A 22,229-nucleotide genomic window follows, 5' to 3' on the forward strand; every position below is an offset into this window, starting at 1 on the left:
AAATTTCATTCACCGTATTTAAAACTTATAAAGGAGATTTTATAGTCCAAAACCAGTAGAGAAAGGGTATTACAACCATGTTGCAATTCAAGAACAAGTGCAAATTACGTATGAACAATATTTAATCGGAAAAAATTGAGAGAAAGCAATTCATACTAGCTCCTCTGATGATGATACGAATTATGAAAAAATTAATTGGTATAACAATATGAAAACAACTTTTACTAACAAAGAATTGGACGATTTGTTGAAAGAAATTCGTAACATATTCAAACGGTACTGGAATGTTATGCTGTAGCAAAAAGAGAACGAAACTTATTATGTTTACTATTTCGGCAGAACACTTTGGTTGAAAGAAAAGGTATTGAAGCGATCGAGTATTTTTATTACACATTCCGCAATTATCGAAATGGAACAAGAGAAGTTTATGAAGGATTAAAATCGTATTGGGGTACGATCGTTGGAAACTGGAAAACTAATTTGTTAGTTTTGTTCAATGGGGAACTCGAAAAGCACCACTGCCATCCTTATTGATAAATTGCTTACTACGACGATGAAGGTAATGTAGTGTGAAGTTAACAGAAGGGATAGTATGCGAAATAAGAAAAAAGGACTAGCAGTCGTACCTGCCGCCCTTTAATAGGAGAAAAAGTATTCTTGTTTAGAACTACGCATAAACAGAAAATCTGCTTGTAATTAGTTTCACCCTAAATGTTCGTGTCTATACAAAAAAGGGATAAGTAAAAAATACTTATCCCCAGGAAGGGAAATCTCAAGCACCAAAATGGCTCGTATTGGTCTGCAGGTACAAAAGTAGTATATGTAGAACGAAAAAATCTCATACAAAAAGCAGACAACGATTTTTGTTGTCTGCCAGTGAGTCGAATGAGTTAGCTAATTGTGATAAATTGCATTCCCATTACGAGAATAGTGAAGCTGCTAGTTCAAACAGCTTGTTGGTATTATAATCGTACTTTAGTATCAATGAATGCAAGCAGTGCTCGACTGGTGAAGAATTACGCCAATTGGGTAGATATTTTGATACACAACTTAAAAAGAATAGTTTAACACCTAAGGTTGTCAGGAATTTAAATATACAAGGTATACCGGATAAAGATACTATGACCTTAGCCCCTTGTATGTCGGAAAAAAAACAATGGAAACAAGCGGGTATTTGGAAAGGACCAACTGATATGAGGGGAATAAAAAAGGCTAGGATTTCTCCTAGCAAAGAGTTATGTCGTACGGAAAGATAGTTGCGTGCAAATCGAATGTTTGTAAAATCATTATATAATGATTTTTGGGTGGATAGGTTGAATGATAATAATCTTTACGTAGATTTAACATGAGATTGCAGTGATTGATGAATACTAAATTTGAATTTTATTAAGAGATAAAATAGTGAACAAATGTGAATAATTAGATGCTACAAGGATAAAAGAACAACTTTTCTTTATAAGGTTTCTTTTGGAGAATCAATCTAACACTCACATTCGTCATCACGGTAATATTTATCAGACGAATCATTCTTATCATTGCAACAGATACAAAATGTTTTTTTGATCAATACTTCAATGAAATTAAGGAATTCGGTATTATTTGTGAGAGTAAGACTTTGAAAATCTTCAACTTGAAATACTCTTGTTTCATTTGTAGCAAGAGTCGCGATAATTGGTGTGGGAAAACTTCTTGTTTGGATAGTTACTTCAATAGGGGAGACATCTTCAGGAACAGATATTTGAAGTAATGTTTTATTATGGTTATTAGTCAAATCTTCAAATACTCTTCTTGAAGTGGCGGAGGGTACGATGATGGTTACAGGGACATTTTCAGTTGGAGTGGTATCTGAACCAGCTACGGTATGAGTTTCGATAAAACAGTTATCTTTTTGAAAAAAAGAACATGATTGTTCTTTATAATACTTTTTATGAAAATCATTTTGATTATTACAGCAGATACAAAATGTTTTTTGAATAAATATACTAATGGTGCTACCGGTATTGGTATTATTTGTGAGAGTGAGGTTTTGAAAATCTTCAACTTGAAATATCCTTTGTTCACCTGCAGTTATTGTAAAGGTAATTGGTCCAGACCTTCTTGTTCGAATGGTTACTTCAATTGGTTGAACACCACCAGGGACGCGAAAATCAAGTAATGTTTTATTGTGATTATTGGTCAAATCTTCAAAAGGTGTTCTTGAAGTGTTAGCTGGTACACTAAAAGCTAAAGCACTATTTGAACCAGATATTGTATGAGTTTTGATAAAACAGTTATCTTTTTGATGGTGAGAATACGATTGGTTTTTATAATACTTTTTACCATCTTTATAAAAATAATCAGCCATACTTTTGTTACTCTCCTTTCTTTGAGATATCTATATATTGTATAAAAAAAAGAAAAGGGTGCTTGTACATAATAATAAAATCCGCTCTTGTAAATAAGTAAAAATGTTATTTGATATGTAAATGTAAGAGGGACAGTTAAATTAATTGAGGAAATAAAAGAAATACGATAATCCCCCGGTTGTGTGATATTAATTGTGGTAGGATTTAACAGAGAAACTCCTCCTACCAAAGGTTCAGCCTGATTAAAAGAAAAAGGAGCTCCGAAAGGGACTGTAATGAATTCCGTTTGCCAAAAAGTGCCATGAGCTACAGATTGTAATCCAGTAGGTCCGGTAACACCAGTTGGTCCAGTAGGCAGTGTGAATGGTGGAATAGGTGGTAATGTAGGTCCAACTAGATTAGAGTTTATTGAAGTAGAAGATAAAAACTCATTCATTTTATTTTCACCTCTGAAAAGTTCGTGTTACTAATAGTAAATGTGGTAGGAGAACAAAATGAAATGGACAAGTGCTTGTATTTATGAAATCTAAAACAATAGTTATTTTATTAAAGAAAAAACATGCACAAAAATTACGCATGTATAATAAAAAGCTATGTCTTGTCTATGTTAAATATGGGCTTAGATTATATAAACTGTGAATATGTTTGAGCAAAATGGTTATTTATTAACAAATATAAAGAGCGCTTTTTAAGGCGCTCCATGACTAAAAATAATATTGAAAAAGAATACCACATGATATTTTATGTATATTCTTAATAAATGTGCATTTTAAACAAAAGAAACGCTGCGCCTACAAAAATAATATGAACAGGGTTACAAATATTATTTAGAAATAAAAGACAACAAAATAAAAAAGAGCACCATGCATAAGTGCTCTTTAAGATAGGAGGTAACACTTTGAGCTGGATGTTTAGGTTAAAATTATATGACGTAGAAAAGAAATAAGACCTAAAAATTATTATCAATTCAATACAAAAGAGCAGCTAGCAAAAGCTAACTGCTATAAGAATATTATATTTACGAATTTAAGCGGTATAAGTATTTGGTGAGTTTTGTATAGGATAGATGAAAATAACAAGTTTATGTAACAAAAATTAAAATAGAGCAGTTATTTACATTAACTGCTCTATTTGATACAACCTGGCTTAGAAGCAGATTATATTATGATTAGTATTAGTAAAATATTGAATTTTATTAAGTTCTTTAACAAAACCCTTAGTTGTTACTAAATAAGGAGCACCGTAAAAGGTGCTCAATGGCTAATTCTGAAATAATCATGAGTATTGTATGTATGTTTCTAGTATATGTGCATTTTTTTATATAAAATCTTTATTAAAATATAAAGAGCGCTTTTCTTAAGCGCTCTGCCCAAAAATATAAGTTGAAAGAGGAAACAAGACATTATATTCATGCTGTTTTAGAGTGGTGTGTGTTAAAAACTTGATTTTCATAAAAAAATAAAGCACACATATAAGTGTGCTCTTATGAACGCTTTAGATTTGTATGACTAGATAGTCACCATACAATAAAATATGCTTGTTTGATATAAATGTGTGTCGAATCTATAACATATATTTTGGTGTATAAAAGGAACATTAAATGTTAATTAGCCAAGCATATTGTTTTTATTAACGAATCTGTGCAACTGTTAATGCTGCAGAACGAATATCTACTGTACCAATTACTTCAACCGGTACAATTTGAATTAAATCACCAGGGTTTAAGTTAATTAGAATGACACCACTGGATACATCGACTTCACCGGTTCCGATAATATTAGAACGGACTGCGGTTCCAGATCCTGCAATAATATTAGTTGATGTGTTTAATGTCAAGAAAAAGCGCGCTGCTTCCGGGGCTACTGGAACGTTATCGAGGCTGATTGTTAATGTATAACTGATTTGATAAATACCAGCTACTTGAATTCTAATTCCAGTTCCAGTACTAATTGTATCATTTATTACAGGGACAGTAATATTAGGGTTTGGGCCTGTACTAGGTAATAGTAATGGCGTAAATAGTGTTGCAAATTGAGGTGAAGTAGCATTGAAAGCAAAACCGAGAGCTGGTAGTGTACTAGGGGCTTGTGCTCCACAATTAAAGTTTGTGTGCTTAAGACAAGATGAACGCATATTTTCACTCCTTTCTTTCATTTAGATCGCGTGAGTAATAACCTCACGATTTGGACAAGCGTAATATAATATATGAAAATTTATATTGAATAGTGCAGAGGTGTACCGTTATGGGTAAAACTAACTGTTTGTTGTACAAAAGGAAACACTACGCTTACAGAAATAGTTTGTAACCTAAAGTTGAAAAAATAGTATGAACAGAGTTAAAAATGTTATTTAGAAATGAAAGAAAACATAATAAAAAAGAGCACGCATATAACATGCTCTTTGACAAGAAAGGTAGATTTTTATGAGTGGATTCCTCCATACAATAATATATGCTTGTCCGATTAAAAGTTGAAAAAATTTATAAAAAGTTATTTAGTAATTGATAAAAAGAGCGCCTTGGGAAATAGACGTTCATTGACTAAGATTTATATAGTAAAAAAGGTTCACATCATATTGTATGTAGATGTTTAAAGGTTGTGTATTGTTGAAACAAAATTTTTATTTGATTTTTAAACATAAAAGGAGTGTTCTCGATTAGTAAAGTAGAATCGAATTTTTATAGCTGAATTAAAGTACTCAAGTTAATTGCTTTGTTATGAATCCTATAATAACTAGAAGAACAAAAGGATTGCTTAAAATTGCAAAAATACCAAATAAAATGTAGTTCCGAATGTTTTTGGGAATGATTATAGCCAAAATGATTGTGATAATAAGATGAAGATATATTAGATAATCTATAAACGCTAAATAAATTAGAGCAAGTAGAGGTAATAAAATTGAAATAATGTAAAAATACAGTTCCATTTGGCACCCTTTCGAGAAAAAATTAATAATAGTTTACCATCGTTCGTTATGAATTTAAATGGCGAAAGATTAAATAGAAATGCTATTTTGTGCATGCGAAAAAAGGAGTGCTTTATTAGGGAACCACTCCATTCGCTAATAAATACCCAGTCTCATTAACATATATGTGAATTTTAAATAATAATGATTATAAAAATTTCACTTTTTTATAAATCAGAGCAACTTTTTCAGAAATAAAATATGCACTAACCTGAAAATATTTATAAAAATCCTATTTTTATACTTCGAGTGACGAGCTTAATTTATAAGAAAAGAATGAGTAAATTATATAAAAAGTTGTTTGAAAATGTCACAAATAAAAGAGCACCTTCGAACAATGCTCTTTCTCGGAGTGAATTATGTTAAAAATTTTCTAAAACAGAATTGAAAAGTAGAATACTCAAGCTGTGAGTCATGAGTAATAGTCCTCAAATATAAGAATGATTTTGATTTTCTATGTATAGTATGAATCACCATGTATATAGGTGATAAAAAGTAAAAGAGCAGCTAGCAAAAGCTAACTGCTCGCCTCTCGACCAAGAGAGCAAGAGTGGGAAGAATTTAAAACTACCTTTTAAATTCTTATATAGTATCGGAAAGTATTTAGAATTTTATTCGTGTAAAACATAAAAGGCAGCTAACAATAGTTAGCTGCTAAGCCCTCGTTTATGTAAGGAATAAGAAACTGTATTTATGGAATTGACGGAATGTTAAGTTTTATTCAGGTGATTACGTTATATGTTTGATGATATAGTCTTGTATTAGTAAAAAAGCTGCAAGGAGAAACATTACGTCAATCGAGAACCAAAACATCTCTTTTTGAGGTTTTTTAAACTCTGATATTATGGAAAACATTAAAAATAAGGCAATAGCTATTACAATACAGAGTTTAATTATATCAGACATTTATAGCACTCCTAACATTTAATCTTTTTTATTATATAGCTATTTCCAATGTTGAGAGATTTTAAAAGTGTTTTATGAGAATTCAAACAAAATGACCTTTTATAAGAAAGCGAGGTTAGGAGAATAGAGGATAACATAAGGCTTTTAGGTGATGATGGGATGTTAGGGATGGAGTTTAAAGAAAGTATGGTCAATGTTTATATCGATGAAGGATAAGTGATGGAATTGCTTTCAACAAGAGAACAGGTTCAAGAAGTGATTGACTACAATTAGGTAAGCTTTAGAACGATGATTTAAAAGTGCGAGAAGAGAAGTTGTTAAAATGGTTAGCTATACTTGGATTTTAAGGGGAAAACTCCTATAGAATATAGGAGTTTTTTTCTTTGTCTAAAAGTTCTTGAAGATATATAATAATTTTCTGACTATTAAAATTTGGAGGGGTACAATTGAAAAATGAAACGTTGCATACTCAAGAAGATATTATTAAAATGCTTGATTCGTTATTAAGACCGGCAGAACCATTTTGGAATGAATTTTATGCGAATAGAGAAAAAGATGTTCCGTTTTTTGAAAATGTTCCTGATGAAAATCTAGTTTCTTATTTAGAAAAAGAATGGATTTCCAAAGGGAAAGTGTTAGAACTTGGATGTGGTCCGGGTAGAAATGCAATTTATCTAGCAAATGAAGGGTTTGATGTAACAGCAGTGGATTTATCTATAGAAGGCATTAACTGGGCGAAAGAGAGGGCTTTAGCAAAAGGGGGAGAAATTGAATTTATTTGTGATTCAATTTTTAATTTAGAGGTTCAAAATGATTTTGATTTTGTATACGATTCGGGCTGTTTACATCATATTCCACCACATAGAAGAATAAATTATGTGGATTTAATTAAAAACTCATTGAAATCAGGTGGTTATTTCGGATTAACATGTTTTGCGGCAGGCGATTTAGATGAGCGAAATGGCTCAGAAATAACAGATTGGGACGTATATAGAGGATGGAGTCTGCAAGGTGGTCTTGCTTATTCGGAAGAAAAATTAAGAGAGATATTTAAGGGATTTGAAGTGATTGAAATTAGAAAGATGGAACAGATTGAACAACCAAATATAATGTTTGGAGAATCATTTCTATGGACAGCATTATTTAAGAAGAAATAAAAAAGTATTTAATTGACAAACTCTTCTTTTTTATAGACAATACATTTATAAGAATATATGTTCGGTTTTTACTTACCGGTGTATGTTTTGCATAAATACATAACAAGGGGCTGTCTCTATATGAGTAACACAAATCAAAAAATTACTACGTTTTTAATGTTTGAAGGCAAAGCTGAGGAAGCGATGAACTTTTACACGTCGCTATTCGATCAATCAGAAATTGTAAATATCTCTCGTTACGATGAAAATGGACCTGGAAAAGAGGGTTCTGTCATTCATGCAACTTTTACGTTAAATGGCCAAGAATTCATGTGTATTGATAGTTATGTAAAACATGGTTTTACATTTACACCATCTATGTCTCTTTATGTAACTTGTGAGACAGAAGAAGAAATTGAAACGGTCTTTCATAAGCTAGCGCAGGATGGATCCGTACTAATGCCTTTAGGTTCCTATCCATTTAGCAAAAAGTTTGGCTGGTTAAATGATAAGTATGGTGTGTCTTGGCAGTTAACGCTTGCGGAATAAAAATTTAAAAAGAAAAGCGTAACTATAAATAGGTTACGCTTTTCTTTTTAAGCATTTTGCTTTCTTGTAATAAACGAAAGCAGCTCTAGAGTATTGATTAAAATATTCATTACTAGAATGTGGTATAATTTACATACAGGGGGAAAGTAGATGACACAACATAAAGAAGAACAGATGAATGAAGCATTAGCATTATTTTACTTTGCATATAAAACATTTACTGAAAAGCCAGATGAAATTATAAAAGAGTATGGCATACAACGAGTACATCACCGAATTTTATTTTTTATCGCACGCTTTCCAGGGATAAGTGTAAATGAGTTATTATCACTATTAGAAATAAGTAAACAAGCTCTTCACGGACCACTAAGACAACTTGTAGAAAAGGGTTTAATTGAGAGTAATGAAGCTACACATGACCGTCGTGTGAAACAGTTATCATTAACAGAAACAGGTACCCAATTAGAGAAAAAATTGAGTGATGTACAAAGACAACAAATGGGTGCTATTTTTTCAAAATTTGGTGAATCGTGTGAAGAAAATTGGCATCAAGTTATGAATGAAATGGCAAATAGCCGATCAGGTTTTGATGCCTGGATGTCGAAGCGAGAAGTTGCAATCGATCAAACAAAATAAGAAATATATCTGTTTTATAGTTTGAAAAAGAACAAATTTTATCCATACATTTGGCAACTATGGTTTGATCATAGAGTGAATGGATAAAAAGATACATTACTAAATACTTTATACGTGTACGCAATGGAACAATAAAATTCACATTTCCGAGAGGGGAATTATTATGATAAAACTTGTACTTATTCGTCACGGACAAAGTTTATGGAATCTTGAAAATCGCTTTACAGGATGGACAGATGTAGATTTATCAGAGAATGGATTAAGTGAAGCGAGAGAAGCAGGAGCGATATTAAAGAAAAATGGCTATACTTTTGATGTCGCTTATACATCTGTATTAAAAAGAGCAATCCGGACGTTATGGATTGTACTTCATGAGATGGATCTTGCCTGGGTCCCAGTACATAAATCTTGGAAGCTAAATGAAAGACATTACGGTGCATTGCAAGGGTTAAATAAAGATGAAACAGCGAAAAAATATGGTGAGGAGCAAGTTCATATTTGGAGAAGAAGTATTGATGTAAGACCACCTGCTCTTACTGAAGATGATCCTAGATATGAAATGAATGAACCAAAATATAAAGCACTTAAAAAAGGTGAGTTTCCATTGACTGAATGTTTAGTGGATACGGAGAAAAGAGTACTTAATTATTGGCATTCAGAAATTGCGCCATCATTAAAAAGTGGTGAAAAGGTGATAATTTCATCGCACGGTAATACAATTCGTTCGCTAGTAAAATACTTAGATAACCTTTCAAGTGATGGTGTTGTTTCATTAAATATTCCAACAAGCATTCCGCTCGTTTATGAATTAGACGATGATTTACGTCCAATTCGTCATTATTACTTAAGTATGGACGGAGAAGTACCAGAAGGGGAAATTCCGAAACATATTTCTTTTTAACATGAAAATTTGAAACGCATGCTTGTCTACATATACAATGTAGATTCAAGATAAAAGACGTGGTACCTTCTAATGTATATGCGATATTGCTAAGTTTAGAAGCTTGTCCACATCTTTTGTCATAAAGAGAGCTGCTTGTGCATGTAATGATATCGTGAGTAGTTTTTGAATGGAGGGTGATGTCATTGGTGATCTCTAACATTCGAATCGGCTTATTTATTTTAGCAATCGTTTTTCTAGTTCTTGTTTTCTTTTACTGGAGAAATGAAGAGTTGTACGAAGAGAAGAAGCAACGGATTAGAAAGACTTGGTATGGGTTGTTTATAGTATCAGTCACCGTGTATTTCATGATAAAAGGAATTGATTTAACCCTCTGGAAAAATCTTTTAATGTTCACTGCAATGGTTATTTTCGTTGATATTGCATTTATTTTAACACCTAATATTTCAGAAATATGGGGAGCGAAATTTAGCGATATCGGCAAGACTGTTCAATCGATAAAACGGTCATTAATTGCTTCTAAAGCAAGAGGAGAAATATACACAACAATTATTCAAAATGTTAATCCAGCAGTATTCGGTACAATGGAATGGCATACGGAAGAAGAATATACAAAAAGTTTAAACGCATTTTTAGATTCGTATGGGGAAAAGATTGGAGCGAAAATTGTTGTATTTGAAGCGGCAAAGGAATTGAATACAAACTTTCGCGGTATTCGCTCGCAATTTAGTATTATCGTTCCGTTTGAACACATTGAGCAATTGAATGAGCAGAAAGCGGTGCAAGTAGAAAATGTCGGAATTATACCAGCAAAAATAGTGAGTGATGTTTTCATTGTTATTGATGGGAAGAAAAATAACCTACAAGATCGGGATTTTGAAAATGTATATAATTTAACAATACATCATAGTTATTTTAGTAAGTAGGACAGAACTTTCTGTCCTACTCTTTTATACATAAATTCGGAATAAATCGGAAAAAGTTGAATAAAATCGGACAATCATCCCTACACTAGCACGTAGAGGTGATTGTAATGATAAAAGATTATGACAATGATTTTTTTAAAGAAGATAATGAAGATACAACAGATTTCTCGTTAATAAAAGGAGATACATTACAGCAAGTAGAAGAATTAGAAGAAGAATTAAAAAGAAAATGATACTTGTACATGCTGCGTACATTTACGATATAATATAAATAGAAGGTTGTATCTTTTTGAAAAGGGGGAGAAGAGATGGCTGAAGTAAATGTACAAAAGTCTTCATTTTTTAAAGAAAAAAAAGAAGAACCAAATACAGATTTCTCTCTTGTGAAAGGTGCGTTAACAGAAAATATAAATCGTTTAGAGAAACTGATGAATAATAGCAGTTCAAAATATATACGAGTGAAAAAAACAAAAGAAAATGCATAGAGCATTTTCTTTTGTTTTTTATTTAGCATTTAACTTTTCTTTTACTTTTGCAGGTAAATCAGCTTCCTGAACCTCTTCATATGACTTCACTTCAATTGATGATATTTCATTTTTGCTCTTATCATCTTGATTTACATAAAGACATAAAAATGCATTTTCATTTAATTTATGTTCGTTTGATGCTTTCTTACTTCTAAATGTAATTTGTTTTTTTACTCCGTCTTCGTCATAAGCAGGCAGTGTGTAGTTTCTTAAGTTTTTACCTTCAACTTTTTCGATAGTTCCTTCGCCTTGTATCTGTACGTAATATACATCTTTACCAATTCGATTTAGTGGTGCTCTTTCACATCCAATAGTAAAACTAGAAAATAATAAACATAGTGTAATAATTACTAAAAACCTTTTCATTTTTTTATCTCCTTCAATTTGTTTCTTTACACAGTATACGGCTAGTATGAAATGAGAAAAATCGATATAGATTACAACACCCTTACAGTGTTGTCCATAAAATGAACAACATATTAAACAGTTAAAAGAAAGGTAAAATAATGAATCATGGTATAATGATAAAAAACCTACATATTATTTTGTCATTTTGAGAGGAGCTTAAAAATGTATTCTACTTTAGAACAATTAGCAAAGCACCCTGTATTTTATCATTTTGCAGAAATTTCAAAGATTCCTAGAGGATCGGGTAATGAAAAGAAAATTAGTGATTATTTAGTTGGCTTTGCAAAAGAGCGTAACTTAGAAGTGATTCAAGATGAAGCGTTAAATGTCATTATTAAAAAAGAAGCAACTACTGGTTATGAAAATGTACCAGCTATTATTATTCAAGGTCATATGGATATGGTATGTGAAAAAAATCAAGCAACCGTACATGATTTTGAAAAAGATCCAATTGAATTACGAATCATTGGGGACATGTTATATGCAAATCAAACGACTTTAGGCGCTGACAATGGTATTGCAGTGGCGTATGCGATGGCTTTATTAGATTCAAAAGACATTCCGCATCCAGCACTTGAAGTAGTTATTACCACTGAAGAAGAAACAACAATGGGTGGGGCTTTCGCTGTTGATGCAAATCACTTTGATGGTAAGATTTTTATAAATATTGATTCTGAAGAAGATCATAAATTACTTGTAAGTAGCGCAGGTGGTGCGAAAGCTGTTGAAACAATTCCAGTAATATGGGATGAAGCGCCAGCGAATACGGATGCATACCGTCTATATGTTGGTGGGTTAAAAGGCGGACATTCTGGTATGGAAATTGATAAACAACGTGGTAACGCAAACAAAGTATTAGGACGAGTATTACGTGATTTATCAGCAAATATTCAATTTGATATAAGTGAAGTTCACGGCGGATTAAAAACAAATGCAATTCCGCGTGAAAGTGTAGCTATAATTGTATTACGTACAGAAGATGTAGAGAAAGTAGAAGAAAAACTAGAATCTTGGACGAGAGTACTACAAGAAGAAATGCGTGCTGTTGATCCAGATGTTCACGTTACACTTACAAAATTGGATGAGAAAGTAGAAAAAGTATTTGCTAAAGAGACACAAAAGCAACTTATTTCATCATTATTCTTAATTCCAAACGGCATTCAAAGTATGAGCTTGGATATTAAAGGTCTAGTAGAAAGTTCAACAAATTTAGGCGTTATTGAAACGTTGCAAGATGAAATTAAATTACGTAACGAAGTGAGAAGTTCTGTAAGTAGTTTAAAACAACATGTTGCAGATGAGATTAAATGTATCGCCGAGTTAGTTGGTGCAACATTTGAAATAGAGTCAGAGTATCCAGAATGGCCATACAATCCGAACTCACAAATTCGTAATTTGTTTGAAAAAGTGCATCAAGAAAAATACAATAAAGAGATTGAAATCTTTGCAGTGCATGCAGGTATTGAATGTAGTGCATTCGTTCAAAAGATGCCTGAATTAGATGCAATTTCATTCGGTCCAGATATATTCAATGTTCACACTCCAGATGAACATATTAGTATTTCTTCTGTTGTGAATAACTGGGGGTTCTTCATTGATGTAATGAAGGGTACGAAGGAATTAGCTAAATAATAGTAATGAAATGAAAAGTAGCCTATAAAACTTTATAGGCTACTTTTTTGTATAGCGTTTTATTAGAAATTCATTTTTACGTTAGTATTTAATTCTTGCTTTTATTTCGCGAGGAGATTGTACCAAAGGCTGCTCCAGTTATTGCTCCAATTAAAGTCATAAAAATTGCACTCCATGCTGCAAATGACATTTTTACACCTCCAAATAATAAATTATTGTTTCTTAGCCTTTTGAATAGAAATGATAATTGCAACAACTATTAAGAAAATAAGTGGAGACCAAGAATAGAAAGACATGTAATACTCTCCTTTTAATATTAATTTTAAATATTTTTATAAATAAATTATCGCATTTTTAAAGATTGAACATATAGAATATGCAATATTGCATATTGAATTGTAGAACTTAAAGAGGTGGAAACAGTTGTTGAATAAAAATGATAATTTATAAAGAAAGTAAGGAGTTTTTAAACCTTAAAATGGTTTTTGTTTAAGAAAAATAGTATCCAATATTTTTTGATAAGATTTAATTATTTTGAGATTTTAAAGCTGCCCCCATAATAATAATTTTCTCCAAGTTTCATAACAGCTACATATGTTCCAGGATTATAGGCCTTAGTAATAGGTGTTACAAATCTACCATAATTATGTTTCAAACCCGAGTCATAAATGGTTTTATATCTATGCAAGTTTATTTCATCATTTTCATTTCCACTCAATTGATATATTTTTACAATACCAGTATCTTTACCACCAGTATATATAGTAACATCGAATGTATCTCCATGTTTTAAGTCACCAACTGCTAACTCTTCTATAAAATCTGCATTATGATGTAATAAAAAATAGCTTTGCCAACGCCAATTATCTGAAAATCGTGATTCTTTTTGTGTAAGTTGCGATTCAGCAGACACAGGTGGGAGCGTACCAATTGTATTCGAAAATAAAAATCCTCCAACAGTCAATGCACCAATAATTGTTGATTGCCTTAAAAGTTTCATGTTCTAAACCTCCTATTTACTTAAGGATTCAGAAATCGTTTTGTGAAAAACTAGCTGTGAAATCTAATGGATGATAATATCTTCTATAATCATATTAACATTTATTGATTTATCAGACAAATTAAAATGTAATAAGACTATATCGAGGAAGTTACGCCTAATACAGGAAAGAAGTTAGATGTATAGTTAAGAAGTCTTTATCCTATGTAATTGGGATTTGTTATTTGAAAACTCGATTGTTTTAATGTTTAAATTTCAATTCACACTTTAAGTTTCAGTACATCATTTTACAATTTGACTTATGTAGTTTAACACGTTATGATTTTTTTATTATAACAGAAAGGCTTGAATATAATGATTCGTCGTTTGAGAAAGCTAAAAAATGTAGCAGTCGTATTTAGCTTCTAAGTGAATTAGAAAGATCTATAATACTTAGAAGCGAGGAATAAAGTTATGAAGCATCCATTATATAATCATTGGTCAGAAACGAAGTATTTAAAAGATATAGTTACAAATCCACTTATTGAGGTAGGAGAGTACTCCTATTATTCAGGGTATTATGGTCACCAAAATTTTGAAGATGGCTGTGTAAGGTATTTGTGGGGGGATGCAAAGTCCCGAGCACTTTTCAATCCAATTGAACAGATGGGATGGCATCTTGATAAACTCATTATTGGGAATTATGTTTGTATTGCCAGTGGAGTAGTCATTTTAATGGGTGGTAATCATAATCATCACTCAGAATGGATTACAGTATATCCATTCGCTGAGCAAATTGAACATTCATATGAACCGAAGGGTGATACAGTCATTAAAAGTGACGCTTGGATTGGAATGAATGCTATTATTATGCCTGGCGTTACAATTGGTGAAGGTGCAATCGTTGCAGCAGGAACTGTCGTAAGTAAAGATGTTCCGCCGTATACAATAGTTGGTGGAAATCCTGCTAAGGAAATAAAGAAGCGGTTCACTGATACAGAAATGAATCTGCTGATGGAAATGCGTTGGTTTGATTGGAATAGAGAATTAGTTGAGAAGGCAATGCCTATATTATCTAGCTCATCTATTGAACTATTATATGATTTTTATAAAAAGGAAGTAAAAAATAGATAGGTCTGTGAAAAAACTACATTCTATATAGGATGTAGTTTTTTATTATAAAAAATTAATAGTCTAGACTAAGGAAAATTCATCTCTAGTATGAGTATAGCAAATAGCTGAATTAAATAATTAAAATCCTTGATAGCTAATAAACGAATATTTGGCTGCCAGTTTGCCTCGATATTTAATCAGGACACACTCGTTTTATTTTTTTGTAAATATGGAACAAATGTATTACTGAGATTGTCTATTAAGTGTAATCCTAAAAAAAATGAAAGTGCGAATCATTTTGAAAAATACAAAGGTGTTAAAAGTATGGGTACTAAATGTCAGTCTGTCTAAAAGAGCGGGATGAGATGTTCTACATGAAAGTGGTCCTAATGTCTTATATTTAGAATTTGATAACGTTGTCTATTTTTTGAAGGATTACGTTAGAATAACGTTTTTTGAGTGCAAAGATATTGGAGGTAACAGAAGTGAAAGATGTGTTGTGCAAGAGATTTATTGTAATAATAACAGTGCTTACACTATTTTGTAGCATAGTTGTTATATCTGGAAGTGCATCAGCGGAAACAGTTTCTGCTATAGAAGTAGAAGCAGGATCAGCAATTTTAGTAGAAGCAAATTCCGGAAAAATTTTATATGAAAAAAATGCAGATGAATCATTAGCAATTGCTAGTATGACAAAGATGATGAGTGAATATTTAGTTCACGAAGCGGTGGAGAACGGAAAACTTAAATGGAATCAAAAAGTTAAAATCTCCGAATATGCATATAAGATTTCGCAAGATCGTTCCTTATCAAACGTTCCATTAGAAAATGGCGGTTCTTATACGGTCAAAGAGTTATATGAGGCAATGGTAATTTATTCTGCAAACGGTGCAACAATTACTTTAGCTGAAGAAATTGCTGGAAAAGAAGTTAATTTCGTAAAAATGATGAACAATAAGTCAAAAGAGTTTGGAATGGAAAATTATAAATTTGTAAACTCAACAGGTTTAACAAATCATGATTTAAAAGGACATCACCCAGAAGGGACAACTACAGACGAGAAAAATAAAATGTCCGCAAGAGATTGTGCGATTTTAGCACAACGCCTTATTCAAGATTTTCCGGAAATATTAGATACTGCAAAAATTCCCAAAAAAACATTCCAACAGGGTGGTAAGTATCCAATTGATATGACGAACTTTAACTGGATGTTAAAAGGTTTAATTAAGCAATACGAAGGTGTAGATGGGTTGAAAACAGGAACTACCCCAGAAGCTGGTGATTGTTTCACTGGTACAGCAGAAAGAAACGGTATGCGTTTAATCTCTGTCGTGATAAAAGCAAACTCTCATGCAGCACGTTTTGATGAAACGAAGAAATTATATGATTATGGATTTGCGAATTTTGAAATGAAGAAAGTTTATGGAAAAGATTCAGTAGTAAACGGGCATGAAACAGTGCGAGTAGCAAATGCAAAAGACAAAGATGTAGTTGTTCAAACGAAGCAAGCTGTTTCACTTCCAATACCAAAGAGCAACAAAGACGTATATAAAAAAGAATTTAAAGTATTGAATAAAGAACAAGAAGCGCCTATTAAAAAAGGTGTAACAATTAGTAAAATGATTATCTCGCCTAAAGATAGTAAAGATCCTGGGTTCTTATTAGATAAATCATTACAAGTAGACCTTGTAACAAAATCTGATATTGAACAAGCAAATTGGTTCACACGTTTTATGCGTAACATCGGATCTTTTTTTAGTGGTATGTGGGATCGTGCGGTTGATATAGTAAAAAGCTAATTTTATCCTGCATTAACGGGCAGTAAGACCCCACCTCAAAATTCAGCGGAAGCAAAGAAGTTAGGTGGGGGATCAACTGCCCGTAAAAGCCCGATTGGTGAGGGCTGATTAAAGTTTCACTTTATAGTCTGAAACAAAAGGTTTCAAAGTATTATAGATTTTTATGTTGATCGCTTGGAATTGAAGAGGGTATTATTTTCTAAATTTTGTAATTAGGAACTTTTGGTATTGCTATTAAGCTAAAATAAATTTGTATCTATATAATCAAAAAACGCTATTCTTTTTGTAGAAATATACAAAAGGATGGCGTTTATTTTGATTTTTTAATTTAAAGCACCCTGGTACAAGGATAGTTTAATAAATTTACACAGGATGAAAGAAGATTCATTATTCAATTAAATTACAATGGAAATAGATATACGATGTAAACTATTATATAGTGTAGATATGAATACAAAAAGGGGGACTACATATGTGGAAGCGATTTGTAGCGATTGGTGATAGTTTTACCGAGGGCATAGGGGATGAAGTTGAGGGAATTGCATTAAAAAGCTGGGTAGATCATTTTGTTCAACTGTGTGTAAACGATATAGAATATGCCAATTTTGCAAAGCGTGGGTTAGTAACTAAAGAAATTCGCTCGCAGCAATTGGAAAAAGCATTAACGTTTAATCCAGATTTGGTAAGTCTAATCGCAGGTGCAAACGATGTATTAAAAGGACGTTGGAATCATCAAGAATATAAGAACGATATGGAATTTATGATAGATACATTAAGTAGAACAGATGCTGATATTATTATAGGAAACCTTCCAGATTTTACAGTTAGGCTTCCTTTATCATCTGAAAAAAAGCAAGTAGTAAAAGAACAATTATTAGAGGCAAACGAAGTTATACGTTCACTGAGTAAAGAGTATAAGCTTCATCATGTTGACTTTTGGAATCATCATTTAGTTAATGATGATACGGTTTGGTCTAAGGATTTAATTCATCCAAACTCAAAAGGATATGTGAAAGTTGCTGAATTAATTCATAGTAGTTTACCTGTACATGACTCTTCTAAATAAGCTTTAGAGTGAACGAATCCCCAGTCGCATACAGCATATGGGTTTCGATGCGGAATAGAAGATATACAGCGTCTATAAATTAAACTTTAAGTAATTCTTTTTTATTGTATACACTTTGTTATTTTTTGTTGAAGGACCCTTAGAATAAGGGTCCTTTTTCGTATTAAATATTTACAAAAAGATAAGAGCAGGGAACCTAAACAAAAAGATATTTTAAATAATAGTGTTAAATAGATCCGCTTCTATTGTTTGTAAGAACCTTAAAATCTTCTCCTCCGAATGTAACTTGATCATAAATTAATTTTTTTGTAAATGTGGAACAATTTCATTACTTATACTGTCTATTAAGCGTTACAACATTTTTTATTTAATTTATTAAGAAAGGAATAAACATTTTTAACTAAGGGAGAAGATTGAATTGGAAAAATTATGGATGCTGCTTTTCTTTTGTTTTGCAGTTATATTGGTAGGATGTAATAAAAACGAATCGCCAAAACAAGCATTTGAAGAATATATAAATTTATGGAATGATAGAGAATTTGCAAATATGTATGATCATTTATCAGATCATGCCCAAAAAACGATTTCTAAAAAGGAATTCACAGAGAAATATCAAAAAATTTATGAAGGGATTGGCGTTAAGAATTTAAAAGTTAAAACGAAAGGAGAGAATGCTAAAGATAAAGAACTTTTTCTTTTTGAAGTTAAGATGGATACGGATGGAGGAACAGCTTCATTTATCCATGAAGCAAAACTGGTGAAAGATAAAGATGCTTGGAAAATAGATTGGACACCAGATTTCATTTTTCCAGGTATGAAAAAAGATTACAAAGTACGTATGCAAACAGAAGATGGAAAACGCGGAGAAATATACGATCGAAATGGGAAAGGTCTTGCAACGAATGGTAAAGCGACTGAGGTTGGAATTATTCCAGAGAAACTAGGCGAAACGGCGGCTCAAACAAAAGAAATAGTAGCACAGTTACTGGATTTGTCTATAGAAGAGGTCGATCAGAAGCTTACAGCGAAATGGATAAAACCAGATTCCTTTGTACCAATTGGTATTTTAAAAGAGGGAACTAGACAGAATGATTATATTGAATTAGAAGGAGTATCATCTCGCCCAGTAAATATTCGTACGTATCTATTAGGAGAAGCAGCGGCATACTTAACTGGCTATATAGGAAATGTGAATGCAGAGGAGTTAAAATCGCTTCAAAAAAGAGGTTATCAAGCTGATGATTTAATAGGTAAGACAGGTTTAGAGAAAGTACTGGAGAATAAATTGCGTGGTGAAAAGGGTGGACGCGTATTTATAGAAGATGAGAGTGGGAAAGAGATTAAAAACGTAGCAAAAAAAGAAGCGAAAGCAGGGGAAAATGTTACGTTAACAATTGATGCTGCAATTCAAGAAAAAATCTATAATGAGATGAAAAATGAAGCAGGCTCTAGTGCAGCGATCAATCCTAAAACAGGTGAAACAATCGCACTAGTAAGTAGCCCTGCTTATAACCCAAATACAATAGTTAGAGGAACATCAAAGGCCCAACGAGAAGCATGGAATAACGACTTGAAACTACCAATGATGAATCGTTTCACACAAGCATTTGTACCAGGTTCCGTATTTAAAACGATTACAGGTGCAATTGGTTTGGAAACAAACACAATAAAACCTAAGGAAGAATTTAATATTCAAGGACTAAAGTGGACAAAAGATTCCTCTTGGGGAAATTATTATGTAACACGTGTGAAGGATGCAAGTCCAATTGATTTTGACAAGGCAATGAAGTACTCAGATAATATTTATTTTGCTCAACAAGCCTTGAAGATGGGAAAAGATAAGTATGTAAATGAATTTAAGAAATACGGATTCCATGAAAAATTACCAATCGAATACGAATTTCCTATTTCAATCATTGCAAGAGATGGGATAAAAAATGATATTCAACTAGCAGACACGGGATACGGACAAGGACAAGTATTAATGACACCACTTCATTTAGCATATAACATATGCACCGATTGTAAATGAAGGGAATATTCCATCGCCTCATCTTTTAAAAGAAGCAAAAGTAGAAGGGAATTGGAAAGAAAATGTGGTTTCTAAAAAGAATCAAGAGATATTAAAGAGTGCATTAATAAAAGTCATTAATGACCCTGATGGCGCGGGGAGAATTGCTAAGGTTGATGGTATAACTCTTGCTGGTAAAACCGGTACAGCAGAACTGAAAGAGTCGAAAGAAGCAGAAGGAAAAGAACTTGGATGGTTTGTAGCTTTTGATGCAAATGAGCCGGACATGATTGTTACCATGATGATCGAAGATGTAAAAGGAAGAGGGGAGAGTAACGTACCAGGTGAAAGAATAAAACATATTTTCCAAAAATAATAATTAATTATAAAGTAAAATCTTTTACTCCATTTATTTTTTGCTTAACACAAAGGTATAAATCATGCAAAACAAAGTATAATTAAGCTTCGAAAAAGCATTCTTCTTAATCGAGAATGCTTTTTGTTGTGTGTGTAGAAAGTTGATATCCCATCTTTATTTTCATTTTTGAAAGGGTGACATTGCTGATAGTAAATAGAAGAGGTAAATAAATTGAAATGGACAAGTGAGGGTAATTTTAAACTTTAACAAAACAGTTATGTAGTAAAGAATAAATAGAGCACACAAATAAGTGTGCTCTAAGAAAAAAGGTAATACAAGTAGAATATTGCGTGAAATTCAAAATAATAATCAGATTTTTATGAGTGTATTTTTAATATTGTATGCGTTACTTGTCTTTTAGGAGCCTGTCATGTGAAAGAATATATAGCTGATTATTTTATGAAAGTAATTGCACACCTTTACATTTTTAGTAGGTTTTTCTATTGAAAAAAAGATAAACAATGGAACAAATGCAACTTGTATCTTGTCTATATATTGAAACCATAATAAAAGTGAGGGTAGTTTTATGTTTATTCAAATAAGTTCGAGGTGTGGAAATGGAACAGAAGTTTATTGAAAAATGTAATCATGATGAGCTTGACTATGTTATAAACGATTATTGGCAAGATGTATGGAATTATTCATTTATTATTACGAAAGATCCACACTTATCAGATGATATCACGCAAGATGTATTTATAAAGGTATTTAAAAACTGGAATTCATTTCGAAAGGAGTCATCTATTAAAACGTGGATATTAAAAATTACAAGAAATACGGCAATAAACTATTTGAAATCCTCCTATTTTAAAAGGATATCTTTAGTAGGATTTTTTAGTGATGATAAACAATCTCCATCGGCAGAAAAAGAATTTTTTAATCAAGAGGAAATGAATGAAGTGTGGGATGTTGTATTAAAACTACCTAAAAAACACCGTGAAATAATAATTTTAGACGCGAAATATGAATTATCTTATGAAGAAATGGCTGAAACACTAGGAGTATCTATTGGAACTGTAAAATCTAGATTAAGCCGAGCGAGAAGTAAGGTTTCAAAATTAATTGGGGAGGGTAGTAGTGATGAACAATAAACAAAATCCCGACTGGTATAGTAAATTAAAAAAAGGTCCCATGGAGAAGCGTAAAGATGAAGGAGAGTTTATTTTTAAAATAAAGCAGTCTATATATGAAAATAATGAAGCGGATCTTGTAAAACATAAAAAACCGTTTCGTAAAAAAGTGCTGCCTATTGTAGTTGTTTTCGTTTGTACAATGTTATTTGTTATTGTGCAACAACCTTGGCTTGATGAAAATAAATCACCGGTCCAAAGCAGCACTCAAATTAAGCCTAAAACGAAAGATGAGTCTGCTCAAGATTCAACATTAAAACAATTTATGAATGATTTATATCAAAGTACAAATGCAAAAAATGAAAATGACTTGAATAGAGCGTTAAATGATGAAGTTTTATTTAAAGGGAAGAGTTATAAGAAGGATGAATTGAAGTTTGATGAAGATATTTTTCATGAGTTGCAAGTTGCCCTTACAATGGGGGGAGAATTTACAAATGATACAAAGCAAGCATACAAAGTACCAAGTGGATTGACAGAAAGTAACGAACAAAAGCAAGCACATTTTATATATGCAACTGTTACTGGAAATAAAACGAAAATTTTAGCTGAACCAAAACGAGAATCACGAGTTTTATATGAAGTATCTAATGAAATGGTAAAAGCTTGGATTCCGGAAAAAGTGCAGAATGATGGATATATAAAAGTATCGACAATTAGCGGTAATACTGGATATGTACAAAAAGAGTATGTTTTAACTGATATTAAATATTCTTTCATATTCGAAAAGGATCGTGAAGGTAAATGGAAAATAACGAATATTGATTCTATATGGTAAAAGAG

18 protein-coding genes and 2 pseudogenes are annotated in these 22,229 nt (G+C 32.0%); 15 read left to right on the forward strand and 5 right to left on the reverse strand.

What is annotated here, in order from left to right:
* The first annotated feature begins 345 nt into the window (after positions 1 to 345).
* Positions 346 to 534 carry a hypothetical protein gene (locus tag AAG068_RS12155; protein ID WP_342719454.1) on the forward strand — a complete coding sequence of 63 codons (189 nt, stop codon included), beginning with the start codon at positions 346 to 348 and terminating at the stop codon, positions 532 to 534.
* 946 nt (positions 535 to 1,480) lie between these two features.
* On the opposite strand, the gene AAG068_RS12160 is transcribed toward AAG068_RS12155, so the two are convergent.
* The 3 genes and pseudogenes from AAG068_RS12160 to exsF form a co-directional block, all read right to left on the reverse strand.
* The gene (locus tag AAG068_RS12160; RefSeq protein ID WP_342719455.1) at positions 1,481 to 2,344 is read right to left on the reverse strand and encodes an exosporium protein D; all 864 of its coding nucleotides are present in this window, start codon (positions 2,342 to 2,344) and stop codon (positions 1,481 to 1,483) included.
* A gap of 53 nt (positions 2,345 to 2,397) precedes the next feature.
* Positions 2,398 to 2,781: pseudogene (locus tag AAG068_RS12165) on the reverse strand (exosporium leader peptide-containing protein); the annotation flags it as partial.
* A gap of 1,193 nt (positions 2,782 to 3,974) precedes the next feature.
* Positions 3,975 to 4,478, reverse strand: a complete 504-nt coding sequence (gene exsF, locus AAG068_RS12170) for an exosporium protein ExsF (RefSeq protein WP_342719456.1) — start codon at positions 4,476 to 4,478, stop codon at positions 3,975 to 3,977.
* A 2,183-nt stretch (positions 4,479 to 6,661) separates the two neighbouring features.
* Here exsF and AAG068_RS12180 point away from each other — a divergent pair.
* The 7 genes from AAG068_RS12180 (at position 6,662) to spoIISB (ending at position 10,848) form a co-directional block, all read left to right on the forward strand.
* Positions 6,662 to 7,372, forward strand: coding sequence for a class I SAM-dependent methyltransferase (locus AAG068_RS12180; RefSeq protein WP_342719457.1), 711 nt, complete (start codon positions 6,662 to 6,664; stop codon positions 7,370 to 7,372).
* 120 nt (positions 7,373 to 7,492) lie between these two features.
* Entirely contained in the window at positions 7,493 to 7,900 is a 408-nt protein-coding gene (locus AAG068_RS12185; protein WP_120450169.1) for a VOC family protein, read from the forward strand.
* Between the two features lie 150 nt (positions 7,901 to 8,050).
* Positions 8,051 to 8,536: a MarR family winged helix-turn-helix transcriptional regulator gene (locus tag AAG068_RS12190; RefSeq protein WP_342719458.1), complete on the forward strand. Its 486-nt coding sequence runs from the start codon at positions 8,051 to 8,053 to the stop codon at positions 8,534 to 8,536.
* A 163-nt stretch (positions 8,537 to 8,699) separates the two neighbouring features.
* Positions 8,700 to 9,437 (forward strand): 2,3-diphosphoglycerate-dependent phosphoglycerate mutase, encoded by a 738-nt coding sequence (gene gpmA / locus AAG068_RS12195; RefSeq protein ID WP_342719459.1) that lies wholly within the window; start codon positions 8,700 to 8,702, stop codon positions 9,435 to 9,437.
* Between the two features lie 188 nt (positions 9,438 to 9,625).
* Positions 9,626 to 10,363 (forward strand): type II toxin-antitoxin system SpoIISA family toxin, encoded by a 738-nt coding sequence (locus AAG068_RS12200; RefSeq protein ID WP_141403215.1) that lies wholly within the window; start codon positions 9,626 to 9,628, stop codon positions 10,361 to 10,363.
* A gap of 107 nt (positions 10,364 to 10,470) precedes the next feature.
* Positions 10,471 to 10,596, forward strand: a complete 126-nt coding sequence (locus AAG068_RS12205; protein WP_000588712.1) for a hypothetical protein — start codon at positions 10,471 to 10,473, stop codon at positions 10,594 to 10,596.
* Between the two features lie 75 nt (positions 10,597 to 10,671).
* Positions 10,672 to 10,848, forward strand: coding sequence for a stage II sporulation protein SB (gene spoIISB, locus AAG068_RS12210; protein WP_000852620.1), 177 nt, complete (start codon positions 10,672 to 10,674; stop codon positions 10,846 to 10,848).
* An 18-nt stretch (positions 10,849 to 10,866) separates the two neighbouring features.
* Here the strand turns inward: spoIISB and AAG068_RS12215 are convergent, their stop codons facing one another.
* The gene (locus AAG068_RS12215; protein ID WP_342719461.1) at positions 10,867 to 11,256 is read right to left on the reverse strand and encodes a YxeA family protein; all 390 of its coding nucleotides are present in this window, start codon (positions 11,254 to 11,256) and stop codon (positions 10,867 to 10,869) included.
* Between the two features lie 204 nt (positions 11,257 to 11,460).
* On the opposite strand from AAG068_RS12215, the gene pepD reads away from it, so the two are divergent.
* The gene (gene pepD, locus AAG068_RS12220) at positions 11,461 to 12,930 is read left to right on the forward strand and encodes a beta-Ala-His dipeptidase (RefSeq protein WP_342719462.1); all 1,470 of its coding nucleotides are present in this window, start codon (positions 11,461 to 11,463) and stop codon (positions 12,928 to 12,930) included.
* 529 nt (positions 12,931 to 13,459) lie between these two features.
* Here the strand turns inward: pepD and AAG068_RS12225 are convergent.
* Positions 13,460 to 13,930: a DUF5065 family protein gene (locus tag AAG068_RS12225; protein ID WP_342719463.1), complete on the reverse strand. Its 471-nt coding sequence runs from the start codon at positions 13,928 to 13,930 to the stop codon at positions 13,460 to 13,462.
* A 453-nt stretch (positions 13,931 to 14,383) separates the two neighbouring features.
* Between AAG068_RS12225 and AAG068_RS12230 the strand changes: the two genes are divergently transcribed.
* The 6 genes and pseudogenes from AAG068_RS12230 to AAG068_RS12255 all read left to right on the forward strand — a co-directional run bounded on the left by AAG068_RS12230 (position 14,384) and on the right by AAG068_RS12255 (position 22,224).
* Positions 14,384 to 15,043, forward strand: coding sequence for a CatB-related O-acetyltransferase (locus AAG068_RS12230; RefSeq protein WP_342719464.1), 660 nt, complete (start codon positions 14,384 to 14,386; stop codon positions 15,041 to 15,043).
* A gap of 464 nt (positions 15,044 to 15,507) precedes the next feature.
* The gene (locus tag AAG068_RS12235) at positions 15,508 to 16,821 is read left to right on the forward strand and encodes a D-alanyl-D-alanine carboxypeptidase family protein (RefSeq protein WP_342719465.1); all 1,314 of its coding nucleotides are present in this window, start codon (positions 15,508 to 15,510) and stop codon (positions 16,819 to 16,821) included.
* 472 nt (positions 16,822 to 17,293) lie between these two features.
* On the forward strand, positions 17,294 to 17,887 hold the full coding sequence (locus AAG068_RS12240; RefSeq protein WP_342719466.1) for an SGNH/GDSL hydrolase family protein: 594 nt from the start codon (positions 17,294 to 17,296) through the stop codon (positions 17,885 to 17,887).
* 418 nt (positions 17,888 to 18,305) lie between these two features.
* Positions 18,306 to 20,274, forward strand: a pseudogene (locus tag AAG068_RS12245) (penicillin-binding transpeptidase domain-containing protein).
* Between the two features lie 599 nt (positions 20,275 to 20,873).
* On the forward strand, positions 20,874 to 21,407 hold the full coding sequence (locus tag AAG068_RS12250; RefSeq protein WP_000435495.1) for an RNA polymerase sigma factor: 534 nt from the start codon (positions 20,874 to 20,876) through the stop codon (positions 21,405 to 21,407).
* Positions 21,397 to 22,224, forward strand: coding sequence for an SH3 domain-containing protein (locus AAG068_RS12255; protein ID WP_342719467.1), 828 nt, complete (start codon positions 21,397 to 21,399; stop codon positions 22,222 to 22,224). Before AAG068_RS12250 ends, AAG068_RS12255 begins: the two co-directional genes overlap by 11 nt.
* Positions 22,225 to 22,229 lie beyond the last annotated feature (5 nt).

This window comes from Bacillus paramycoides (genome assembly GCF_038971285.1).
In the GTDB taxonomy this organism is placed as follows: Bacteria; Bacillota; Bacilli; order Bacillales; family Bacillaceae_G; genus Bacillus_A.

Bases quoted from the DNA above. Each gene is read 5' to 3' on its own strand.
- AAG068_RS12205 (WP_000588712.1), top strand. From the start codon at position 10,471: ATGATAAAAGATTATGACAATGATTTTTTTAAAGAAGATAATGAAGAT.
- gpmA (WP_342719459.1), top strand. From the start codon at position 8,700: ATGATAAAACTTGTACTTATTCGTCACGGACAAAGTTTATGGAATCTT.
- AAG068_RS12255 (WP_342719467.1), top strand. From the start codon at position 21,397: ATGAACAATAAACAAAATCCCGACTGGTATAGTAAATTAAAAAAAGGT.
- AAG068_RS12190 (WP_342719458.1), top strand. From the start codon at position 8,051: ATGACACAACATAAAGAAGAACAGATGAATGAAGCATTAGCATTATTT.
- AAG068_RS12240 (WP_342719466.1), top strand. From the start codon at position 17,294: ATGTGGAAGCGATTTGTAGCGATTGGTGATAGTTTTACCGAGGGCATA.
- pepD (WP_342719462.1), top strand. From the start codon at position 11,461: ATGTATTCTACTTTAGAACAATTAGCAAAGCACCCTGTATTTTATCAT.
- AAG068_RS12250 (WP_000435495.1), top strand. From the start codon at position 20,874: ATGGAACAGAAGTTTATTGAAAAATGTAATCATGATGAGCTTGACTAT.
- AAG068_RS12160 (WP_342719455.1), bottom strand. From the start codon at position 2,344: ATGGCTGATTATTTTTATAAAGATGGTAAAAAGTATTATAAAAACCAA.
- spoIISB (WP_000852620.1), top strand. From the start codon at position 10,672: ATGGCTGAAGTAAATGTACAAAAGTCTTCATTTTTTAAAGAAAAAAAA.
- AAG068_RS12225 (WP_342719463.1), bottom strand. From the start codon at position 13,930: ATGAAACTTTTAAGGCAATCAACAATTATTGGTGCATTGACTGTTGGA.
- AAG068_RS12230 (WP_342719464.1), top strand. From the start codon at position 14,384: ATGAAGCATCCATTATATAATCATTGGTCAGAAACGAAGTATTTAAAA.
- AAG068_RS12215 (WP_342719461.1), bottom strand. From the start codon at position 11,256: ATGAAAAGGTTTTTAGTAATTATTACACTATGTTTATTATTTTCTAGT.
- exsF (WP_342719456.1), bottom strand. From the start codon at position 4,478: ATGCGTTCATCTTGTCTTAAGCACACAAACTTTAATTGTGGAGCACAA.
- AAG068_RS12185 (WP_120450169.1), top strand. From the start codon at position 7,493: ATGAGTAACACAAATCAAAAAATTACTACGTTTTTAATGTTTGAAGGC.